General features: G+C 51.1%; 22 protein-coding genes. 4 read left to right on the top strand and 18 right to left on the bottom strand.

Annotated features, from left to right (window positions below; genetic code table 11):
• Window positions 1–114 precede the first annotated feature (114 nt).
• A complete protein-coding gene (gene obgE / locus QOR60_RS03225) occupies window positions 115–1416 on the bottom strand; it encodes a GTPase ObgE (protein ID WP_283582015.1) in 1302 nt (433 codons plus the stop codon).
• 62 nt (window positions 1417–1478) lie between these two features.
• A complete protein-coding gene (uvrC, locus tag QOR60_RS03230) occupies window positions 1479–3257 on the bottom strand; it encodes an excinuclease ABC subunit UvrC (protein WP_283581916.1) in 1779 nt (592 codons plus the stop codon).
• A gap of 138 nt (window positions 3258–3395) precedes the next feature.
• Here uvrC and QOR60_RS03235 point away from each other — a divergent pair, with 138 nt between their 5' ends.
• The gene (locus tag QOR60_RS03235) at window positions 3396–3539 is read left to right on the top strand and encodes an SPJ_0845 family protein (RefSeq protein WP_283581917.1); all 144 of its coding nucleotides are present in this window, start codon (window positions 3396–3398) and stop codon (window positions 3537–3539) included.
• Between the two features lie 48 nt (window positions 3540–3587).
• On the opposite strand, the gene QOR60_RS03240 is transcribed toward QOR60_RS03235, so the two are convergent.
• The 9 genes from QOR60_RS03240 to glyQ form a co-directional block, all read right to left on the bottom strand.
• A complete protein-coding gene (locus tag QOR60_RS03240) occupies window positions 3588–3887 on the bottom strand; it encodes a nucleoside triphosphate pyrophosphohydrolase family protein (RefSeq protein ID WP_283581918.1) in 300 nt (99 codons plus the stop codon).
• 1 nt (window position 3888) lies between these two features.
• Complete coding sequence (gene yihA / locus QOR60_RS03245) at window positions 3889–4494, bottom strand: ribosome biogenesis GTP-binding protein YihA/YsxC (RefSeq protein WP_283581919.1); 606 nt, start codon at window positions 4492–4494, stop codon at window positions 3889–3891.
• Window positions 4495–4620: 126 nt separating this feature from the next.
• Window positions 4621–5865 carry a peptidase T gene (pepT, locus tag QOR60_RS03250; RefSeq protein WP_283581920.1) on the bottom strand — a complete coding sequence of 415 codons (1245 nt, stop codon included), beginning with the start codon at window positions 5863–5865 and terminating at the stop codon, window positions 4621–4623.
• 24 nt (window positions 5866–5889) lie between these two features.
• Complete coding sequence (locus QOR60_RS03255) at window positions 5890–6726, bottom strand: Nif3-like dinuclear metal center hexameric protein (RefSeq protein ID WP_283581921.1); 837 nt, start codon at window positions 6724–6726, stop codon at window positions 5890–5892.
• Window positions 6710–7420 carry a tRNA (adenine(22)-N(1))-methyltransferase gene (locus QOR60_RS03260; protein WP_283581922.1) on the bottom strand — a complete coding sequence of 237 codons (711 nt, stop codon included), beginning with the start codon at window positions 7418–7420 and terminating at the stop codon, window positions 6710–6712. The genes QOR60_RS03255 and QOR60_RS03260 overlap by 17 nt, the downstream gene beginning before the upstream one ends.
• Before the next feature lie 74 nt (window positions 7421–7494).
• The gene (gene rpoD, locus QOR60_RS03265; protein ID WP_283581923.1) at window positions 7495–8619 is read right to left on the bottom strand and encodes an RNA polymerase sigma factor RpoD; all 1125 of its coding nucleotides are present in this window, start codon (window positions 8617–8619) and stop codon (window positions 7495–7497) included.
• A 14-nt stretch (window positions 8620–8633) separates the two neighbouring features.
• Entirely contained in the window at window positions 8634–10478 is a 1845-nt protein-coding gene (dnaG, locus tag QOR60_RS03270) for a DNA primase (protein WP_283581924.1), read from the bottom strand.
• Window positions 10479–10590: 112 nt separating this feature from the next.
• Entirely contained in the window at window positions 10591–12669 is a 2079-nt protein-coding gene (gene glyS, locus QOR60_RS03275; RefSeq protein ID WP_283581925.1) for a glycine--tRNA ligase subunit beta, read from the bottom strand.
• A complete protein-coding gene (gene glyQ / locus QOR60_RS03280) occupies window positions 12669–13589 on the bottom strand; it encodes a glycine--tRNA ligase subunit alpha (RefSeq protein ID WP_283581926.1) in 921 nt (306 codons plus the stop codon). The genes glyS and glyQ overlap by 1 nt, the downstream gene beginning before the upstream one ends.
• Window positions 13590–13948: 359 nt before the next feature.
• On the opposite strand from glyQ, the gene QOR60_RS03285 reads away from it, so the two are divergent.
• The 3 genes from QOR60_RS03285 to QOR60_RS03295 all read left to right on the top strand — a co-directional run bounded on the left by QOR60_RS03285 (window position 13949) and on the right by QOR60_RS03295 (window position 16370).
• On the top strand, window positions 13949–14599 hold the full coding sequence (locus QOR60_RS03285) for a DUF975 family protein (RefSeq protein WP_283581927.1): 651 nt from the start codon (window positions 13949–13951) through the stop codon (window positions 14597–14599).
• Window positions 14600–14679: 80 nt separating this feature from the next.
• Window positions 14680–15441: a DUF975 family protein gene (locus QOR60_RS03290; protein ID WP_283581928.1), complete on the top strand. Its 762-nt coding sequence runs from the start codon at window positions 14680–14682 to the stop codon at window positions 15439–15441.
• A 116-nt stretch (window positions 15442–15557) separates the two neighbouring features.
• Window positions 15558–16370 carry a DUF975 family protein gene (locus QOR60_RS03295; RefSeq protein ID WP_283581929.1) on the top strand — a complete coding sequence of 271 codons (813 nt, stop codon included), beginning with the start codon at window positions 15558–15560 and terminating at the stop codon, window positions 16368–16370.
• A gap of 8 nt (window positions 16371–16378) precedes the next feature.
• Here QOR60_RS03295 and recO read toward each other — a convergent pair whose 3' ends face one another.
• The 7 genes from recO to rpsU form a co-directional block, all read right to left on the bottom strand.
• Window positions 16379–17185 carry a DNA repair protein RecO gene (recO, locus tag QOR60_RS03300; RefSeq protein ID WP_283581930.1) on the bottom strand — a complete coding sequence of 269 codons (807 nt, stop codon included), beginning with the start codon at window positions 17183–17185 and terminating at the stop codon, window positions 16379–16381.
• 12 nt (window positions 17186–17197) lie between these two features.
• Window positions 17198–18103, bottom strand: a complete 906-nt coding sequence (gene era, locus QOR60_RS03305; RefSeq protein WP_283581931.1) for a GTPase Era — start codon at window positions 18101–18103, stop codon at window positions 17198–17200.
• 18 nt (window positions 18104–18121) lie between these two features.
• Window positions 18122–18517 (bottom strand): diacylglycerol kinase family protein, encoded by a 396-nt coding sequence (locus QOR60_RS03310; RefSeq protein WP_408612544.1) that lies wholly within the window; start codon window positions 18515–18517, stop codon window positions 18122–18124.
• Window positions 18507–18977, bottom strand: coding sequence for an rRNA maturation RNase YbeY (gene ybeY / locus QOR60_RS03315; protein ID WP_283581933.1), 471 nt, complete (start codon window positions 18975–18977; stop codon window positions 18507–18509). Before ybeY ends, QOR60_RS03310 begins: the two co-directional genes overlap by 11 nt.
• Window positions 18977–19954, bottom strand: coding sequence for a PhoH family protein (locus QOR60_RS03320; RefSeq protein WP_283581934.1), 978 nt, complete (start codon window positions 19952–19954; stop codon window positions 18977–18979). The genes ybeY and QOR60_RS03320 overlap by 1 nt, the downstream gene beginning before the upstream one ends.
• Window positions 19955–20093: 139 nt before the next feature.
• Window positions 20094–20540, bottom strand: a complete 447-nt coding sequence (locus QOR60_RS03325) for a GatB/YqeY domain-containing protein (RefSeq protein ID WP_283581935.1) — start codon at window positions 20538–20540, stop codon at window positions 20094–20096.
• A 21-nt stretch (window positions 20541–20561) separates the two neighbouring features.
• A complete protein-coding gene (gene rpsU, locus QOR60_RS03330; RefSeq protein ID WP_283581936.1) occupies window positions 20562–20747 on the bottom strand; it encodes a 30S ribosomal protein S21 in 186 nt (61 codons plus the stop codon).
• Between the last annotated feature and the right edge of the window lie 44 nt (window positions 20748–20791).

Here is a 20791-nt window from a genome sequence, read left to right on the forward strand (position 1 = left end):
AGTGCAGCCCCGTTCCACCTGCACAACAAGTAATGCGGTGGCTTTTGGCATTACACCCAGCTCGTTTATTCCTAAAAGCTATTTATCGGTAAGAAAGCGGCAGCTTCATCCTACCTAATCAACAAACTCGAACGTGAACTTCTCAATTCGAACCAAATCACCGTTCTTGGCGCCCTGTCGCCGCAACTCGTCATCAACCCCCATTCTCCGCATCTGCCGGGCAAAGCGCATCAGACTTTCATCGTGGTTCAAATCAGTCATCTTAAAGAGCTTAAGCAACCGCGTTCCGCCAAGAACCCAGGTCCCGTCCTCGTCTCGCGTAACGGTAAAGGCTGGCTCTTCCTGTGACGGTGCCGTGTATTCGACCGCTTCTTCCTGCTCGGCAGTGGATAACGGGAACGCCGGGGTCTGGTCGAGAACATCCGCAACATGGTGGATTAACTGGTCCAACCCCTGATGCGTGAGGGCCGACACCGCCATAATTTCTGGCGTTTGTGGTAGGGTATGGTCCGCCGCAATCTGCTTTTTAAACCGTTCCAGGTTTGCTGCTGCATCCGGCATATCCATCTTGCTAGCCACAATAATCTGCGGCCGTTCTAGTAAGGCCGGATCGTACTTTTTCAACTCAGCATTAATCTTCAAGAAATCTTCGTACGGGTCGCGTTCCTCCGTTCCCGACATATCAACGAGGTGTAAGAGAACCCGGGTCCGTTCAATGTGCCGCAGAAACTGAATTCCGAGCCCGATTCCGGCTGAAGCGCCCTCAATCAACCCGGGCATGTCAGCCATGGCAAAGTCCCGGCCATCGTCCAGCCGGACCATTCCCAGGTTCGGTACTAACGTGGTAAAGTGGTACTCCGCAATCTTAGGCTTAGCGCTCGTTACCACTGACAGAAGCGTCGATTTTCCCACTGACGGGAAGCCGATTACCCCCACGTCAGCCAGCATCTTTAACTCCAGGTTAAGCGTGCGTTCCTGCCCTGGTTCACCGTTTTCCGCAATCTCTGGTGCGGGGTTTTTTGGGCTCGCGAAGTGGATGTTTCCGCGACCGCCGCGGCCCCCCTTTGCGACCACCAGTTCATCACCTGCTTGAGTCAAATCACCCAGAACTTTTCCGGTCTCAGCATCCGTCACGGTTGTCCCGCCCGGAACAGCCACCACGAGGTCCTGGGCACCCCGACCGTACATTCCCTTATTCATCCCGTTTTGACCGGCCTTGGCCTTAAAAATCCGGTGATAACGAAAGTCCATCAGGGTGCGCAATCCCTCGTCAACCCGGAGGATAATACTTCCGCCCCGACCACCATCACCGCCGGCCGGGCCACCGTTCGGCACAAACTTTTCCCGGCGAAAGGCAACGATTCCGTCGCCCCCCTTTCCGGCTTTTACTTGAATTTGAACGTGATCAACAAACATATCCATCCCTCTTTTCCGGTATAATCTCCTGTCCTACTATACCAAATTCACCCACCAATCAGCTACTGAACATTCCGCAAGCTTAATTTGATCGCCTTGGCCACCTTAGCGGAAATTCCTAGTGCTTCGATTTCTTCTAGCGACGCCTCTTCAATGTGGCGCAGGGAGCCAAACTGCTTTAACAGCTTAATCCGCGTCTTCGGCCCGACCCCCTTAATTTGTTCCAGCCGGGAAGACAACGAATTTTTGGACCGCAGTTGCCGGTGGAACGTAATGGCAAACCGGTGGACCTCGTCCTGAATCCGCTGTAACAGGTAAAACGCCTCACTCTTCGGGTCCAACTGCACTTTTTGGTACTCCCCGTTCATCAAGTCCGCCGTTTTATGATGCGTATTTTTTACCATCCCCGCGACCGGAATCGATAATCCCAGCTGGTTTTCAAGCACATCCTGCGCCGCCGCAACCTGCGTTTCTGCGCCGTCCATGAGAATTAAATCCGGCAGTTCCCCGTGCTCCTTTAAAATTCGGCTGTAACGCCGGTAAATCACTTCGCGCGTGCTGGCCGCTTCGTCCGCGTGGTCAACATCCCGCAGCTTATACTTGCGATATTCCTTCTTGTTGGGCTGACCATCAATAAAACATACCATCGCTGAAACGGGATCCTGGCCCTGAATGTGGGAGTGGTCAAACGCCTCAATCCGGTGCCCATGAGGCAACTGTAACACGTCCATCAACTCGTCCATCGCCCCCACCGTCTTCCGGTTGTCCAGTTCCAACAACCGGAACTTTTCTTCCAGAACTAACCGCGAATTTTTCTGGGCCATCTCAAGGAGGGACCGCTTCTGTCCCCGCACCGGGGTTCTGACCGGAATCCCGAGTAAATCACTGAGCATTGCCGCATCCAAACTAGCTGGAACCAGGAGTTCCTTGGGCTTAATCCGGTTACGCTGTTGGTACAACTGAAGGATAAACGACGTCATTTCTGCTTCCGGCGTGTCCACACACGGAAAAAGCCGCTTTTCCCGCTTCATCAACCGCGCTTGCCGGATTGAAAAAATCTGTAACGACAGCCAGCCCTTGTCCATGTAATACCCAATTACATCCCGCGGGGTATTATCGTTGGAAATGATTTTTTGCTTTTCAACCGTCATCGCCACGTACTTGAGCTGATCCCGAAGTTCCGCCGCCCGTTCAAATTCGAGGTTTGCGGCCGCCTTTTCCATCTTCGCCCGCAGCTCCCGCTTAATCTGACCGACGTTTCCGTTCAGGAAACTCTTAATTTTTTCGATATTCTTCGCGTACGCCTCCCGAGGAACGTCCTTAAAGCACGCTCCCAAACACTGGCCCATGTGATAGTACAGGCACGGCCGTCCCTGCCGACCAGAACAGTGTCTTAACGGATAAACCTTTTCCAGCAAGTGAAGCGTTTCGGTTGCCGCATAGACGTTGGGATACGGGCCAAAGTAAAAGCCCCCGTCCCGCTTGACCTGGCTAACAATCTTGAGCTGCGGGTCCCGTTCGTTGGTAATCTTAATGTACGGGTAACCGGTTCCCTGCTTCAGCTTGATGTTGTAGTACGGCTTATGTTTTTGAATCAGCGTAATTTCCAGCAGAAAGGCTTCCTTGTCAGTCGACGTAATGATTGTTTCAAAGTCCCGAATCTGGGAAACCAGCCGGGCCGTCTTCCCCTCGTGGGAGCTCTTAAAGTACGACCGCACCCGGTTCTTTAAGTTTTTCGCCTTTCCCACGTATATAATGTGGCCATTAACGTCCTTCATCAGGTAACATCCCGGTAAGTCCGGTAACAGTTTTAATTTATTTTCAATGTGCTGGGTTGCCATAAAGCACAGAACCTCCCTTCGTAATAATTAATCTCACCTGATTATAACGCGAATGAAATCCCGTTCAAAAACTCCCGTTTGCGCTTTATTTATAAAACTGGTACGCTAACGCTGACAGTTATCAAAGGAGGAATCGTAATGGGACTAAAAATTACCCGGGACGCTAACCTAGACAAGCTCTTCGACAAGTTTGCCATTGGTCCTGACGACCAGAAGCGGGGAAAGGATGAGCGCACCCCCAAAAAGAAACCAACAGCAGATAAAAAGGACGATGCCAAGTAAGATAATAGAGGCTGTGACCATCTCGTCACAGCCTCCATTTTTCCCCAATTAATTTTCCCGTTCGTATCCCCGCGGGTACCGCTTCTTCAGCGTATCAATGTTTTGCTCGGCCACCTCGCTAAACGGGATCTTTGCCCACTCAGCAATCTGGGAGAGGTACCACAAAACGTCCCCCATCTCATCAATTAAGCGGTCGCGATCAAGTTCATCACCGTGGAAGGTATACTCCTTGATCAGCTCAATTAACTGCCCGCTTTCTCCGGCTAACCCCAGCGCACAGTTGGTCAGCACCCGCTCGTTCCCGTACAGTGTCCGGTTCGCCGCTTTTTGGTAATCATCAAAGTCCATTTTATTTCCCTCCGTTTGTTGTTAGGTTACACTGCTGTTCAATCCAGCGCCAAACATCGTCCTTCCCGGTTCGATCCACCGCCGAAAACAGCACTAGTTGATCATCCGCCGTCAATTGCAATGTCTTCCGAATCACGCTCTCACTCTGATTCCGCCGGCTACGTGGAATCTTATCAATCTTTGTACCGACCACCAGTAACGGGAACTGGTAATAGTGAATGAAATCAATCATCTGCTGGTCTAGTTCCGTTGGTGCATGCCGGGAATCCACCAGGGAAATCACGCCCGCCAGCTGCTGGCGCTGGGCAAAGTACTCCTCAATCATGGCCCCCCACTTTTCGCGGTCCTGCCTGGAAGCCCGGGCATACCCATAACCCGGAACATCCACAAAATTAAGCTGGTGCTCAACATTATAGAAGTTTAACGTCTGTGTCTTTCCCGGCTGGCTTGACGTGCGGGCAAGTTTTTTGCGGTTGATTAGCGTATTAATCAGGGACGATTTCCCGACGTTTGACCGGCCTGCCAACGCAATTTCTGGCAAGTTTCCCTGCGGATACTGTTCCGGCCGCACAGCACTGATTGTTAGTTCAACGTTGTGGACTTCCATCTGCATCTCCCTTTCTAACCTGCTGTTATTCTAGCATACCTTCCCGGAACGTCCGGGAAGAAAAAGCAGAGCCCAGTCCACTTGCGGACTAGCTCTGCTAATGGAAAATTACTTTTGTGTTACGGATTAGTTCTCCTCACCGGCAACTAACCGCACAATCTCTAAAATCACATCCGTGGCCTTTTCCATCACTTCAACGGACGTAAATTCATACCGGGCGTGCATGTTCTCCGCCCCAGCAAACAGGTTAGGGGTTGGAATTCCCATAAAGGAAATCTTCGAACCATCCGTTCCTCCCCGAACCGGGTAAATATCAGGTGTAATATCGAGGTTTTCCATCGCCTGCTTAGCAGTGTCAACAACGGTCATGTCCTTTTCGATGACTTCCCGCATGTTGTAGTACTGGTCCTTCATGTCAACGATTACCCGCGGCTCATCGTAGTTAGCGTTCATCTTAGCAGCAATGTCCTTGACCAGCTGCTTCCGTTCTTCAAACTTCTGCCGGTCGTGATCCCGGATAATGTAGGTCATCTCGGCGTGGTCGACCGTGCCGTTCATTGATAGCACGTGGTAGAAGCCTTCGCGGCCCTCCGTTTCGGCGGGAACTTCGTGGGCTGGCAGCTGAGCGTCAAATTCTTCGGCTAACTTAATGGCGTTGATCATTACGCCCTTTGCGGTTGCCGGGTGAACGTCCTTCCCCACAAACGTAATCTTCGCCTGGGCGGCGTTGAACGTTTCGTATTCAAGCTCTCCTAACGGGCCGCCGTCAACGGTATAAGCAATGTCGGCGCCAAAATCATCCACGTCAAAGTTGTCAGCCCCGGTTCCAATTTCTTCGTCCGGACCGATTCCCACTTCAATTTCACCGTGCTTGATTTCTGGGTGGTGAACTAGGTAATCCATGGCCGTCATAATTTCCGCTACCCCGGTCTTATCGTCCGCCCCTAAGAGCGTCGAACCGTCAGTGGTAATTAACGTTTGTCCCTTGTAGTTCTTTAAATTCGGGAAATCCTTCGGGGACAGCACATACTTCCCCTCCTCGTCCAACTTAATATCGGATTCGCCGTCGTAGTTTTCCCAGATTTGCGGGTTAACGTTGTGCGCATTAAAGTCCGCCGTATCCATATGGGAAATAAACCCAACCTTCTTCACCGGTTTGTCAATGTTGCTTGGAAGGGTGGCGAAAACATAACCGCTCTTCTTGGAAATCCGCACGTTATCAAGGCCGATTTCCTTTAACTCCGCCGCCAGCTCCTTGGCAAATTCCACCTGGGTCTGCGTTGACGGAATTGTCGTTGAGTTCTCGTCAGACCGTGTTTCCGTCTTAACGTACTTTAAAAACCGGGGAACGAGTTGTTCATATTTTGCCATGAATTAATCACCTCATTAAAAATCCTACTTAATAAATTCAAATGGTTCAGTGTTAATTTTAGACTGAATAACGTCGATGTGCCACTCATTTTCTTGGTTCCACTTCTCAAAGAGTTGCCGCATATGCGTAGCACTGACGACCTCAATGTGGTGTCCTGGATCAACCACCGTTAGGCCAGCCGCCACCATGTCATGCGCGGTATGATAGCCGACATCCCCCGTCACATAGGCATCCGCCCCCTGCGCAAGCGCGTCCTGATAAAAACCAGCGCCACTCCCGCCGAGGACCGCTACCCGGGAAATCATCTTGTCATGGTCAGGGGTAATCAACCGTAATCCAGGAACGTCCAGGTGTTCCTCACAGTAATCCGCAAATTCCCGGGCCGTCAACGGGCGGGGTAACGTTCCTAGCCGCCCGAGCCCGTACAATCCGGTGCGGTGCTCTGCCTTGATGTGCGCTCGCTGGGAAGCATCCGGCTGAATAAGCACGGCGACGTCCTTTAACCCCAGCTGAGCACACAACCAATCATTCATCCCGTTGGCCGTACTATCCAGGTTTGTATGGGCGGCGTACACGGTAATCCCGTGCTGCAGGATGGTCGCGTACATCTGGTTTTGGGGCACGGAAAGGTCAAAGGTCTTCACCGCATGAAACATTGCTGGGTGGTGCGCATAAATCAAGTCCACCCCGGCATCAACGGCCTCGGCCACGGTTTCCGGCCGCACATCCAACGTCACCATCATCCTATGCACTTCCTGCCGGTTATCCCCCAACTGCAGGCCGACGTGATCCCACGATTCCGCTAACCACGCCGGTGCATACCGTTCCATTGGAGCAACAACATCACTTACCGTTACCATCTGGCACAACCTCCGTAATCATTTTAATTTGGGATTGGAGCTGGGAAATCCGGTCTTCAGCGGGAGTTTGCGCTTGCTGCACCTGGTGCAAAATCCGCTCCCGCTTGATGCGCTCGCGAGTCCACTTATCCACAAAGGCTGCGGCGTGCTCCCGCATCAAGAACGGGCCAAATAGTTCTTCCTCCGGACTAAGCTGCCGGATTCCCTGATCGTAATCCGCTACAATTATCTCATAGGTATGGCGGTCTTCCCTAACAATTCGTTCGGCAACAATCCCATAACCGTGATGAACGCACCACCGCCGAACATTATCCTCCCCCACGTTGGGCTGTAAAATTAACCGGGGATGGTGCAGCAGTTGGGATGCTCCCGCGGATAGAATATCCCGGATTAACGGCCCCCCCATGCCACAAATCGTTACCGTATCAATCCGGTCATCCGCATTAATTGCTGCTAGGCCGTCCGCCAACCGGGGAACAATGATTTCCTGTAATCCTTCCCGCGTAATCTCCCGGCAGGCGTTCTGGTACGGTCCGCGAACGACTTCCCCCGCAACGGCGTACTCGATCCGGCCCCGAAGTGCCAAAAACGCCGGTAAGTATGCGTGATCCGAACCAATGTCGGCTAACCGCGCTCCTACGGGAACAAACTCAGCGGCCGTTGCTAAGCGCTTTGATAAGTGCCGTGCATCCACGTTAACATCCTCCTTAAGAATGAGGCTGGGACATCCGTCTCAGCCTCACCATGATATCTTATTCTTAGTTCCAACTAGTCCAAGAAATCCCGTAACTGCTTTGACCGTGATGGGTGCCGCAGCTTCCGGAGCGCCTTTGCTTCAATCTGCCGAATCCGCTCCCGCGTCACACCAAAGGCCTTCCCAACCTCTTCTAGGGTCCGGGTCCGGCCATCATCCAGTCCAAACCGCAACCGCAAAACGTTTTCCTCCCGGTCAGTCAGGGTGTCCAAAACATTCTCCAACTGTTCCTTTAAAAGCTCATACGCAGCGTGCTCCGCTGGGCTCGTTGCGTCCTGGTCTTCAATGAAATCACCAAGATGGGAATCATCCTCTTCCCCAATTGGGGTTTCCAGTGACACCGGCTCCTGGGCAATCTTCAGGATTTCCCGCACCTTTTCGGTCGGCATATCCATTTCAAACCCAATTTCTTCCGGCATTGGTTCCCGCCCGAGGTCCTGGAGCATCTGCCGCTGAATCCGGATTAACTTGTTGATTGTTTCCACCATGTGAACCGGAATCCGAATTGTCCGGGCCTGGTCAGCAATCGCCCGCGTGATGGCCTGCCGAATCCACCAGGTGGCGTACGTTGAAAACTTGAATCCCTTCCGGTAATCAAACTTTTCAACGGCCTTCATCAGCCCCATGTTCCCTTCCTGGATCAAATCAAGGAAGGACATGCCCCGGCCAACGTACCGCTTAGCAATTGACACTACCAGCCGCAAGTTGGCTTCAGCTAACAGTTGCTTGGATTCTTCGTCCCCCATTTCAATCTTGAGGGCCAATTCCTTTTCCTCATCCGCTGTCAGGAGGTCAACGCGGCCGATTTCCTTCAAGTACATCCGCACCGGGTCGTTAATCTTAACTCCTGACGGGGCGGAAACATTCTTGTCCTTCCGGGCCTTTTCGGCTTCACTATTTGCGGCCTTTAAGCTTTGTTCACTTGGATTCCCGTTTTCATCAACCACGGAAATTCCCTCGTCCTCCACCTTAATGATGAGGTTATCCATCTGGGTGGCATTCAGGTGAAACGGCGTTGCCAGTTCATCGGTTAGCTGGTTATAAGTAATCTGCTTGCTCTTCTTGTACTTCTGGACAAGTTTCCGGATCGCCTTTTCGTAGGCTACCTTGTCAAATTGGTCCTTCTTCTCCTTTGCCACAGTTTACAGCCTCCCTATTCATCTTGTTCCTGCTGCCGAAGCTTAACCAGCGACGTAAGAAGCATCACAATCCTGTCCTGGTCATTCGCCCGCTTGGCATCAGCAATCTCCTGTTTTATTTTATCAACTTTTTCCTTTATCGGGTAGTCATGTTTAATGACCGCAAGGCAATCATCGACTTCCCCGTCCGGTGCTGGTTCCGGGTAATGCGCCATTTCGATCGCATTAATTACCCGGGCAAGCCGCTGATCAGCCACCAAGGTGAGGAAATCAGCAACGTTAAACTCCTTACGGTCCTGGAAATACCCCTGAAAATGAACGTAGATTTCTTCGTAGACCTCGTGCGGAAACGTAAACGTGTCATCCGCAAAAATCCGCTCCCGAATCGCATCGTCAGTAAACATCCGGTGGAGTAACAACCGTTCCGCCCGTTCGGTCCGCGAAAGCTTCTCCCGTTGTGTGGGGGCTGCGGCGTACTGCTGTGCAAACTCCCGCGGTGCTTCTTGGCGTTCTTCTTGCCGCTGGGCGCCCGCCTGCTGGCGAATCCCCGCCAACTGCAAGGCAAGCTGTTCCTGGGAAAGGTGGAATTCCTTGGACAGCCGCCCCAGGTACAGGTCAACCTCCATCTGGTTGTCCACCTGAGCAATTGCCCGCAACACGTCCTGCAAGTACGCTAACTGATCCGTTTCGTTTGCCAAATTACGTCCTTGCCGGTAATACCGCATGAAGAACGCCAGCGGACTTTCACGGGTAGTCGTCAACGTTTGCTGGAACTTTTCCGTCCCGTACTTTTGAAGGTACTCATCCGGGTCCAAACCCGCCGGTAACGTAATCACTCCCAGCTGAAGCCCCTTCACCGGCAGCATTAATCCAAGTGCACGGTTAATTGCCCGTTGCCCCGCTTCATCACCGTCATAACACACGTTAATCGTTGTCGTAAGGCGCTGAAGGACGGCCACCTGCTCGTTTGTCAAGCTGGTCCCCATCGATGCAACCCCATTTTTAACTCCCGCCCGGTAAGCGGCAATTACGTCCATAAAGCCTTCAAACAGGATTACTCCACCGCCCTGCCGGATTGCTTCCCGGGCCTTGTCCAGGTTAAAGAGCACCCGGCGCTTATTAAAGAGCGGTGTTTCCGGTGAATTGAGGTACTTCGGGGTGTTGGACGCTTTCTCCAAAATTCGGCCGGAAAAGGCGATTACGTGGCCGTTTTCATTGCGCAGGGGGAACATCACCCGACCAAGAAACCGGTCCCGTAACTTCCCGTCCCGGCCCGTCACAAAGAGACCGGACTTGCGCATTTCGTCATCCTTAAACCCCTGTTCGTGTAAAACCTCCACAAGCAGGTCCTGCTTGGCTGTCGGGGCAAACCCAAGATGGAACTCTTCGATAATTTCATCATCAAGGTGCCGTTCATGCACGTACTTCAGGGCCGGTTCTCCTAAGGCCGTATTCACCAGCACATGGTGATAGAGGTCATCAGCCACCGCATACATCTTGCGCAGGCGTTGGTCGGGCCCTGACAAGGACGTCCTTTGACCACTACTAGCCGCATTGCGCACCTGATCATCAAGCGGAATGTTGGCGAAATCAGCGACCTTAATGACCGCTTCGACAAACGAACAGTGCTCAATTTCCTGAACAAACCGAAAAACGTTTCCCGAGTGCCCACACGAGAAGCAGTAGTAAAACTGTTTATCCTCCCGCACCGAAAACGACGGGGTGTTTTCCGTCTGGAACGGACAGAGGCCAAACCAGTTTTGTCCCTCTTTTCGAAGCTGAACGTACTTGCTAATAACGTCGACGATGTTGACCTCGTCGCGAATCCGGTCAATGACTGCTGTTGGTATCCGTGCCACGCGTTCCTCCTTTCCGGGCTAATACCGCTACTAAACCCAATTATAGTAACTACTATTATAAAAAGGAGCGGACTAAAAGTCCACTCCTTAGCTGTTTAGAATCACGCCGCCACTACTTCACAATTAACTGGGTCAGGTCTCCAAGTGTCCGGGTTAACCGCGCAATTACCACCAGCTGCTTCAAGTGATTATTCTTCACCTGCTCGTTATCACTCATAATCATCGTGGCATCAAAGTACGTACTAATAACGTCCTTCAAGCCCGCCAAAGCAGCGTACTTTCCGGCAACATCCTGCTTGGCAAACCCGGCGCTAATTGCCGCCACCGCATCGTTTAACTGCCGTTCTGAATCATTCTCAAAGAGTGCCGGATCAACCGTCAAGTCGGCTAAGTCTCCGGCCTTCTTGCTTAACCGAACAACCCGGGTTAAGGCCTCAATCGTTTCCTTAAAGTCAGCATCCGCACTGTGGTCACTGAGAACCTGGGCGGCCTTAAAGATGGCCGGGAAGGCGTTGTCCTTTCCCGCAACAACGGTTTCAATAATATCGTGGCGGTACTTAGTATCGTGGAGAAGCTGAGCAACCCGGTCCATCATAAAGGCAGTCATTTGCTGACGGTTTTCCGTTGCCGGAATCGTCTTATACAGTGCTGGCAACTGCTGAGCAGCCTGATCAACAAACCCTTCCAGGGCAGTTGCCCCAAGGTTCCACCCCTGGTCCTTGATAATCCGGATAATTCCCAGGGCCTGGCGCCGGAGAGCATACGGGTCATTCGAACCGCTCGGAAGCATCCCCGCCGCAAAGAAGGCCTGAATACTGTCGAGCTTATCAGCAATGGCCAGGACCGCTCCAACCTTTGATTGCGGCAGTGCGCCGTCCGCACTGGTTGGCATGTATTCTTCACGCATGGCCACCGCGACAGCCTCGTCCTCACCCTGAAGCCGGGCGTAAATCTCACCCATCGTTCCCTGAAGCTCAGCAAACTCACCGACCATCCCGGTTACCAGGTCAAACTTGTAAATCTGCGCAGCGCGGTGAAGGTGGGCTAACTCATCCGCCGTTAAGCCGACCTGTTGCCCGATTTGCTGGGCAAGGTTGTCGACCCGCTGCATCTTCTCGTAGATGGTTCCAATCTTATCGTGGAACGAAACCTTCTTAAGCTGTTCAACGTAGTCCGCAATGGTGGTCTTCTGGTCCTCTTCGTAGAAGAACTTGGCGTCTTCCAGCCGGGCCGTCAGCACCTTTTCGTTTCCGGCAACCACGTTGTCAAGGTACTCGGCGTTCCCGTTCCGCACGGAAACAAAGTGCGGCAACAGTTTACCGGCATGATCCGTCACGTAGAAGAACCGCTGGTGGTCCCGCATTGAGGTAATCAATACGGCATCCGGCACCTGCAGGTATTTTTCGTCAAAGTTCCCCGCAAAAACGGTCGGGTACTCAACCAGGTTATTAACCTCTTCTAGGAGACCAGGTTCAACGTTGATTTGCCAGTCATGCTGCTGGGCGAGCTGATCAATCTGCGTTGTAATCATCTGCTTCCGGGCCGCTGCATCCGCAATCACCCACTCATCCTTAAGTACTTCCGGATAATCTGCCGCCTGCTTGATGGTTACCGGATGACCAAGGAACCGGTGACCCTGGGACTCCTTCCCCGCAGAAATATCACGAATGGTCAGCGGAACAACCGCGTCATCAAGAAGCGCCACCAGCCACCGGATTGGCCGGATAAACTTAAAGTCCTGCGTTCCCCACCGCATCATTGTCGGGAAGTTCATCTTAGTAATAACCGGTGCCATGTCCTGGAGAACCTCATCAGCCGGCTTACCCGCTACGAACTTCTTAACGTAGGCATACTCAGTGCCCTTTAACTCCTTAAAGAAGATGTCATCCGGCGTCATTCCCTGACCGCGGGAGAACCCAATGGCCGCCTTGGTCCAATTTCCGTCTTCATCCTGCGCAATTTTTTTAGCCGGGCCCTTCGCTTCGGTTGAAATATCGTCCTGCTTATCGACTAATCCAGTGACCTTGAGGGCTAACCGCCGGGGCGTTGAAAACTGCTCGATCTGGTCGTAAGCGAGCCGTTGTTCCTTTAGAAAGGCTGCCATTCGGTCGGCTAACTGGTGAACGCTGGGCGTTACCACGTGGGCCGGCATTTCTTCGACCCCAATTTCAAGTAAAAACGTATGTGCCATTATTTCTCCTCCTCTGCTAAGAGCTGCTGCCGGAGCTGCTCGTCCTTAATCAACGGGAACCCGAGCTTCTTTCGTTCGGCAACAAAGACCCGCGCGACCTTCCGTGCCATGTTCCGGATCCGAGAAAGGTACCCCGCCCGTTCGGTAACGGAGACCGCCCCCCGCGCATCCAGTAAGTTAAACGTGTGGCTGCACTTTAAGATGTAGTCGTATGCCGGGTGAACCAAGTTTAACTCTAAGAGCCGCTTTGCTTCCTTCTCAAAGGTGTCAAACTGCTGCAGCAACATTTCCTGATCGCTTTCATCAAACGAATACGTTGAGTGTTCAAATTCTGGTTCCTTAAAGATGTCGCCGTACAAAACACCGTCCGCCCACTCAAGGTCAAAGACGGAGTTGACGTCCTGAATGTATGACGACAACCGTTCCAACCCGTACGTCACCTCAACGGCCACGGGGTTCACTTCAAGACCACCGACTTGCTGGAAGTAGGTAAACTGGGTGACTTCCATTCCGTCCAGCCAGACTTCCCAGCCGACCCCGGCACAGCCCATTGACGGGTTCTCCCAGTTATCCTCGACAAACCGGATATCGTGTTCGGTTGCCACAATTCCCAGCCGCTGTAAACTCTGCAGGTATAACTCCTGGATGTTTTGCGGTGATGGCTTCATTAATACCTGGAACTGGTGGTGCTGGTATAACCGGTTAGGGTTTTCACCATACCGTCCATCAGCTGGCCGCCGGGACGGTTCCACGTAGGCAACGTTCCATGGTTCCGGCCCAATCGCCCGTAAAAACGTATACGGGCTCATCGTTCCGGCCCCCTTTTCCGTATCGTAGGACTGCATGAGCATGCATCCCTGTTCCGCCCAAAACTGCTGAAGTGTCAGGATGATATCCTGCACGGATAACTTCGCTGTCATTTGTATCCTCCTCATATAAAAATTAACCCGCAGCCCAATCATCCATGAGCCCTTTGCAGGCACATAGGGACGATTTTCACCGCGGTTCCACCCTATTTCTAGCGAACTATCTTCGTTAGCACTTAATTAATTTAGTTCGGGAAGCGCCCCGAACGGCTCACCGGCCCCCTCACACTTCCGGGGCTCGCTGTACGGCTGACACCGCTCATCCTCATCCGTCGTCACTAAACTTTTCCATCGCCTAGAATAGTAAAAAAACGGTGCAATGTCAACGTTTATCAGGAGGTGGCCCTTGACCCCCCCCACTTTATTTGATAGGATTACTAACGTTTCAATTACATAAAAGGAGTTGTTGATTGATGACACGTGCTGATTTAAAGGCCGCTGCCAAGGAAAAGTTGCGTGGAAACTGGGGTTGGGGTGCGTTAGTGACACTGATTTATTTGGTAATCTGCGCATTCCTACCTGTTTTTCGGGTCAAGATAGTTGTTAGTCTTATCACAGCCTTTTTAAGCTTAGGGTTGTTATCTGCGACGTACGACCTAGTAAACGATAAGAAAACGGATAACGTCTTCATGGCCACGTTTAGTCAGGTTAAGGGGCAACGATCTGGGCTGATTTTTAGTACTTGGATATTGAGTTGTATCTTCCAGACCTTATGGATGTTTCTACTTGTTATTCCTGGAATTATTAAAGGGATTGCTTATTCCCAAGCAATTTATATCGCCCAGGATGCTGCCGATGCAGGGGAAACAATGACAGCCACTGAAGCTATCACCCTTAGCCGGAAAGTAATGGACGGTCACAAATGGGAATTTTTTGTACTTGGCCTTTCATTCCTAGGATGGGGAATTTTATCATTCTGTACCCTTTTCATTGGTTTTCTATGGCTGATTCCTTACATGCAAACCACGCTTGCTGAATACCACAAGTACGTGATGGACGATTACGCAAAGCGGCAGGGGCAGACATCAACTGATGGTCAGCAAACGGCCAGTTTTAACGCCTAGTGATTTAATATACTATAATAAAACCTGTTCTGGAGCTTCCTGGAACAGGTTTTGTTTAGTACATATGGGGAGTGAATTTTATGTTATGGAAAGAATTAAAAACTGCGGCCAAGGAGAAGTTACGGGGAAACTGGGGCTGGGGCGCCCTCACCGTTCTTATTTTTGGAATCGCAAGTAACATCATGGTAGCTGCTGGCTATGTATTATTATTAATTACATCGTTCCCTGCCATATTTGTTTTTAATCCTGATAATGGTGGCCTATATGCCTTTCTTGGTATCTTCATGATCATTGCAGCCATTCTTTTATTTATTATCACCTGCGTCCAACTATTCCTTCAAACGGGCATGCAAGCTGCCACCTATGATCTTGTTAATGGTAAAAAAACGGAGAACGTTTTTGCGGCCACCTTTAGCCAATTTATTCACCACCGGGGCTGGCGCTTCTTTAAGACATGGCTTTTATCCACAGTCTTTAATATTCTCTGGTTCCTGCTTTTCTTTATTCCCGGCTGGATTAAGGCGTTGGCCTACTCCCAGTCCCTCTACATCATCCAGGATGCCATCGATAACGGGACACCCATGACGGCCCGGGAAGCAATCACCCTAAGCCGCAAAGTAATGGACGGCCATAAATGGGAATTGTTGGGGTTAATGTTGTCATTCTTTGGATGGCTTGTTCTAAGTATTATCACCTACGGCATTGGTTTCTTCTGGACGTTGCCGTACATGTTTACCACCATGGCTGAATACCACAAGTACGTGATGGCAGATTACACTAAGCATCATCAGAACGGACTAATCAGTTCAAAAGCACGTACAACGGCTAGCTATTCCGTCTAAATTGTCATTCACCGTAGAATTTACTCATTTATAACGACTTTGCTGTTCACAGTTTATTTTTAATAACATTAAAACAGTTTCAAAACTACTATAAATTAACAAACGGGGGATAACACATGATAAGAGCAAAACTTAAATTAGCCGCACGAAAAAAATTAAAGGGAAGCTGGGTCTGGGGATTACAAATTATTCTTATAAACATTCTCTCTGCTTTCGTCATATTGTCATTATCTACTATAGCTTTTTTAATATTTGGCATATTTTGTTTCGCGTTTTGTACTACTCCCCTTTCTTCAAATAATATCTTCAATGATATAAGCATAGTACTATACTATATCTCGATTTCAAATGGGCGAATCATCACCGCAATCTTTGCTCAAACCTTTCTTCTAACAGGACTTGTGGCGGCTACTTATGATTTAATTAACGGTAAAAAAACAAACAATGCTTGGGGGGCTGCTTTCAGTCAATTCAAAAATAATCGTAGCGGATATTTTATCACCACTTGGTTTTTATTTACAGTTCGTTGTATTCTTTGGTCCCTTCTTCTTTTCATTCCCGGATTAATTAAGGGCCTTGCTTATTCCCAAGCACTTTATATTATGCAAGACGCCGTAGACGATAAAACACCCATGACAGCTAACGAAGCAATCGCCCTAAGCCGCAAAGTAATGGACGGTCATAAATGGGAATTATTGGGGTTAATGTTGTCATTCTTCGGATGGCTTGTTCTAAGCATTATCACCTACGGCATTGGTTTCTTCTGGACGTTACCGTATATGTTTACCACCATGGCTGAATACCATAAGTACGTGATGGCAGATTACAACAAACAGCACCAAACCGGATTAACTAATGCACAGGTTCACACAACGGCTAGCTTTTCCGTGAAGCAGTTTATCATTCTAAAACAGGCTGAGGAAGTCTAATCCTCAGCCTATTTTTTCTGATTTGAATTTGCGCCTTTTCGCCGCACCTGCAAGTCTGGCGCCACCATCATCTTGCGTAAAAACTCCCGCGAACGGAGCTGCAAGTCAACGTAGTGGTCATAGACGCGGTCAATCACCAGTTGTAGGTTGCGCTTCGTTGCCGGGCGGATGTCAATCTGGTTTACCCGCTCGAGGTTTAGTACCGTAAACTGCCGCAAAAAATATATTGTGTGGGCATCGAGGCACAACCGCTGGGGATCCCGGGACCAGTGTTGACGACACAATAATCCTCCCATTTCCAAGGAAAAATCAAACGGCGGCGTTTGCTCGTGGCACACCACACAATCAGTCAGGTGCGGCATCACCCCAAAGCACCGCCACAGCTGCACTTCAACAATGTTTGTTACCACCTGCGGGTCCAAACCATCGTCAATCATGGCTAACGCCCGGCGAATCCGGGAAAACCACTGCTGTGCAAGGGCTAAATCGCCCCGCACCGCATGCTGCGTCAGCTCAAGGAGGTACGTACCGTAGGCGTTTAACATAATATCCTGGTACAACCCGGCCCACTGCTGCAGGTTTTTGGCCGCATTGATGTACGATAGCCCATCATCATTGACGTTACCGACGTAGGTGCCCCACGTAAACGGAAGAATCGCTGCGGCGAGCCGAAAGCCCCGCTTATGCGCTCCCCGCACGTAAAAGGTCCGGTAACCGAACCGGTCGGTATACATCGTTACCAGCATGTCCCGTTCCTTGTAGTCCCGCCTGGAAACAACCATACCTTGAAATTCAACTGCCCGGTAGATGGTCATGCCTACCCTCCACTACTTATAATCTTCTGCCCGGTAACCAAGTTCCCGCAGGTCAACCTGCCGGTCCTTCCAGTTAGGCTGCACCCGCACCCATAACTCCAGGTAAACGCGGTCACCCAGCATCCGTTCAATGTCCTTCCGGGCCCGGACACCAATCTGCTTAAGCATCTTGCCGCCCTTGCCGATGATAATGCCCTTCTGGCTCTTCCGCTCGACAACGATGGTGGCCTGCACCAGCACCTTTTCATCGTCCTTGCGCTGAACCCGCTCGGTAACCACCGCCACGGAGTGCGGCACCTCTTCCCGCGTCAACTGCAGTACCTTTTCCCTGATTAACTCGCTAATCACAAACCGTTCCGGGTGGTCGGTGATTTGGTCGGCCGGATAGTACTGGGGCCCTTCTGGTAACCGGTGAACCAATTCATCCACCAGCTGGGGACAGTTATTCCCCTCAAGGGCTGAAATTGGGAACACCCCCGCAAAATCTAAGCTGTTCTGGTAGGCCGCCACAATCTCCGGCAGCTGGTTCGGGTGGACCTTATCAATCTTATTAACCACCAGGTAAATCGGCTGGTGCACCTGTTTAAGGCGGTTAATAATGAAGTCGTCGCCCCGCCCCCGTTTTTGGGTGGCGTTTACCATGAAGAGCACCGCATCCACCTCATTAAGGGTGGAAAGCGCAGTGTCCACCATGAAATCCCCCAGCCGACTGTGCGGTTTATGAATCCCCGGCGTGTCAATGAAAACAATTTGGGCGCCATCCGTCGTATAGATCCCCTGAATTTTATTCCGGGTTGTTTGCGCCTTATCACTCATAATCGCAATTTTCTGGCCCACGACCCGGTTTAAAAAGGTGGATTTCCCAACGTTAGGCCGCCCTAAGATGGCAACAAACCCCGAATGAAAGTTTTCCTGCATCAGTTTCTCCTTTCAGCGCTACTTCACCAGTGCCAGAATGTGCGGACCAAAGACAAACACCGCCACCAGCACCGCAAACCCCGCTGCCACCAGCACTGCTCCCGCCGCAATGTCCTTAGCCTTCTTCGCAAGCTCATCCCGCTGCAGGTGACTGGCCAAGTCAGCCAGGTTCTCCGCAACGGTATTCCATAGTTCACTTACTACCACGAGTGTAACCGCCGCAAGCAGCCACAGCCACTCCGAGCACGTTAGCCGGAAAAGAAAACCGCAGACAATCACGCCCACGGCAGCACAACAGTGAAAGCGGAGGTTCCGCTCTTCCCGAAACGCTGTGCGTACCCCGTCAAGGGCGTGACGCAGCGCCTGAATAAAGTGGTGGTTCTTCCACTTATTTTGGTTTTGATTAGCGTTCAAGCCCAAAGTCCCCCAAAATCTTTCGCTGTAAGCCAAACATTTCTTCTTCGTCTTCCGGTTTCATGTGATCGTACCCGTTAAGGTGTAAGAACCCGTGCAAAGCCAGGAAACCGAGCTCCCGTTCTTCGGAATGCCCCAGGTAGGCGGCCTGTTCCGCCACCTTTTCCATTGAAATGAAAATATCGCCGATGTTCCGGGGAAGTTCCTCCCCTTCCGGCATGATAATCACATCATCCTCCGGATCATCCTCAATCGCAAAACTAATGACGTCGGTTGGCTTATCCACGCCCCGGTACTTCTTATTAATCGCGTGAATTCGGTCGTTATCCACGAGTGTCACCGACATCTCCGTATTATCCGGCAGGTCAATCGCCTTTCCCGCAAAGTTTAGGATGTCATTAATTAACTGAATCCGCTCAGCACTAACTTTTTTAGTTTCATCATAAATCTCTAAGTCCACTACTGCTCCTCCTTTGCGGCCTGGGCGTACGCATTAATAATTTCTGAAACAACCGGGTGCCGCACCACGTCAGCCTGGTCAAACGTAACAAACCCAATGTGCGGTTGGTTACGTAAAACACGCCGGGCATCTACTAATCCACTGGCGCGGTGTCCCTGTGGCAAATCAATCTGCGTTTCATCGCCATTAACGATCATCTTTGAACCAAACCCAAGGCGGGTTAGAAACATTTTCATCTGTTGGCGCGTGGTGTTCTGGGCTTCATCCAGAATAACAAACGCATTATCGAGCGTCCGCCCCCGCATATAAGCCAACGGTGCGATTTCAATCACGCCGCGCTCAATCAAACGGTCGGTATGATCAGTGCCAAAAATTGCGTGCAGTGCATCATACAGTGGCCGGAGGTACGGGTCCACCTTTTCCTTGAGGTCCCCCGGAAGGAACCCCAAAGATTCGCCCGCCTCAACCGCCGGCCGGGTCAGGATAAGGCGTTCAACCTCTTTCCGCTTGAGCGCTGCGACGGCCATGACAACCGCCAGAAACGTTTTCCCGGTCCCCGCCGGGCCAATCCCAAACGTAAGGTCGTTATGCTTAACGGCTTGCACGTACTGGCGCTGCCCGTAATTCTTTACCCGAATCGGGCGGCCCTTTGCGTCCTTAAGGAGAATGGTTGTATATAAGTCGGGGAAGTACTCCAACCGGTGATGCTCGGCCATCGTCATTGCCGACACAATGTCTGGTCCCCCCAGCCGAATTCCCTGGTTAAGAATCTTAATCAGTGCATCGAAAATCGCCTTTACCCGTTGGACCGCCTCGGCTGAACCAGTAATCTTAACGGCCTCGCCCGTCGGATTAAGCGTCACCTTTTGCCCTTCCTCAATTAGGTGCAAAAATTCGTCGTTAATCCCAAATAATGGCCCCGCAATCTTAGGATTAGCGAGCCGGTATTCCCGTTCGATAACCGTCGTGTTCGTCACCCACAAAATCTCCCTTACTTCATTATTTATTCCAGCGTAATTATAGCACATCGCATCATCCTATCCGGCCAATGACGCTGGAGAATAAAAAACCACTACCGCAACCCTCACAGTTACGGTAGTGGCCTCAAACACTGATCTACTTATTTAACTGTTCGTTAACTAACTGATTGACCAGCTTTCCGTCAGCCTGACCCTTCAGCTTCGGCATAACCGCCTTCATTACCTTCCCAAAGTCGGCCTTCGAGGTGGCGCCTACTTCCGTAATGGCCTGGCTAACAAGCGCGCGGACCTCATCCGTGCTCAACTGCTCAGGCATGTAGCCCTGAACAATCTTAATTTCCTGCTTTAACTGGGCAACCGTATCATCCCGGCCAGCTTCCTCGTATTCCTTAATGGAATCCTTCCGCTGCTTCAATTCCCGGGACAAGACTGCCAGTTCTTCGTCCGGCGTGAGGTCGTGACCAAGGTTAATCTTTTCGTTTGCTACCGCCGCCTTCAACATCCGCACCGTTCCTAACGTTGCCTTGTCGTGGCTCTTCATGGCAGCAACCATATCCTTGTTTAATGAATCAAGTAAACTCATTAAGCCAACCTCCCAGAGCGACTAGAAGCGCCGCTTATTCTTCCGCTTACGTGCAGCTTCAGACTTCTTCTTCCGCCGAACACTAGGTTTCTCGTAGAATTCACGCTTACGGTATTCTTGCAGAGTACCTGTTTTTGAAACGGAACGTTTGAAGCGACGAAGAGCGTCATCAATAGATTCGTTCTTACGAACAACTGTCTTTGACATGGTGTTTCCCTCCCTCCGAGCTTAAATGTAACCGTTGTTGTACA

Source organism: Ligilactobacillus hohenheimensis, assembly GCF_947381805.1.
Lineage (GTDB): Bacteria > Bacillota > Bacilli > Lactobacillales > Lactobacillaceae > Ligilactobacillus > Ligilactobacillus hohenheimensis.

Excerpts from the sequence above, each read along its gene's own strand:
- uvrC (WP_283581916.1), bottom strand. The coding sequence starts at position 3,257 with ATGGCAACCCAGCACATTGAAAATAAATTAAAACTGTTACCGGACTTA.
- QOR60_RS03255 (WP_283581921.1), bottom strand. The coding sequence starts at position 6,726 with ATGGTAACGGTAAGTGATGTTGTTGCTCCAATGGAACGGTATGCACCG.
- QOR60_RS03295 (WP_283581929.1), top strand. The coding sequence starts at position 15,558 with ATGATAAGAGCAAAACTTAAATTAGCCGCACGAAAAAAATTAAAGGGA.
- recO (WP_283581930.1), bottom strand. The coding sequence starts at position 17,185 with ATGACCATCTACCGGGCAGTTGAATTTCAAGGTATGGTTGTTTCCAGG.
- yihA (WP_283581919.1), bottom strand. The coding sequence starts at position 4,494 with ATGGAAGTCCACAACGTTGAACTAACAATCAGTGCTGTGCGGCCGGAA.
- glyS (WP_283581925.1), bottom strand. The coding sequence starts at position 12,669 with ATGGCACATACGTTTTTACTTGAAATTGGGGTCGAAGAAATGCCGGCC.
- QOR60_RS03290 (WP_283581928.1), top strand. The coding sequence starts at position 14,680 with ATGTTATGGAAAGAATTAAAAACTGCGGCCAAGGAGAAGTTACGGGGA.
- QOR60_RS03285 (WP_283581927.1), top strand. The coding sequence starts at position 13,949 with ATGACACGTGCTGATTTAAAGGCCGCTGCCAAGGAAAAGTTGCGTGGA.
- QOR60_RS03240 (WP_283581918.1), bottom strand. The coding sequence starts at position 3,887 with ATGGACTTTGATGATTACCAAAAAGCGGCGAACCGGACACTGTACGGG.
- obgE (WP_283582015.1), bottom strand. The coding sequence starts at position 1,416 with ATGTTTGTTGATCACGTTCAAATTCAAGTAAAAGCCGGAAAGGGGGGC.
- QOR60_RS03235 (WP_283581917.1), top strand. The coding sequence starts at position 3,396 with ATGGGACTAAAAATTACCCGGGACGCTAACCTAGACAAGCTCTTCGAC.
- era (WP_283581931.1), bottom strand. The coding sequence starts at position 18,103 with ATGCAGGAAAACTTTCATTCGGGGTTTGTTGCCATCTTAGGGCGGCCT.
- glyQ (WP_283581926.1), bottom strand. The coding sequence starts at position 13,589 with ATGACAGCGAAGTTATCCGTGCAGGATATCATCCTGACACTTCAGCAG.
- rpsU (WP_283581936.1), bottom strand. The coding sequence starts at position 20,747 with ATGTCAAAGACAGTTGTTCGTAAGAACGAATCTATTGATGACGCTCTT.
- pepT (WP_283581920.1), bottom strand. The coding sequence starts at position 5,865 with ATGGCAAAATATGAACAACTCGTTCCCCGGTTTTTAAAGTACGTTAAG.
- QOR60_RS03325 (WP_283581935.1), bottom strand. The coding sequence starts at position 20,540 with ATGAGTTTACTTGATTCATTAAACAAGGATATGGTTGCTGCCATGAAG.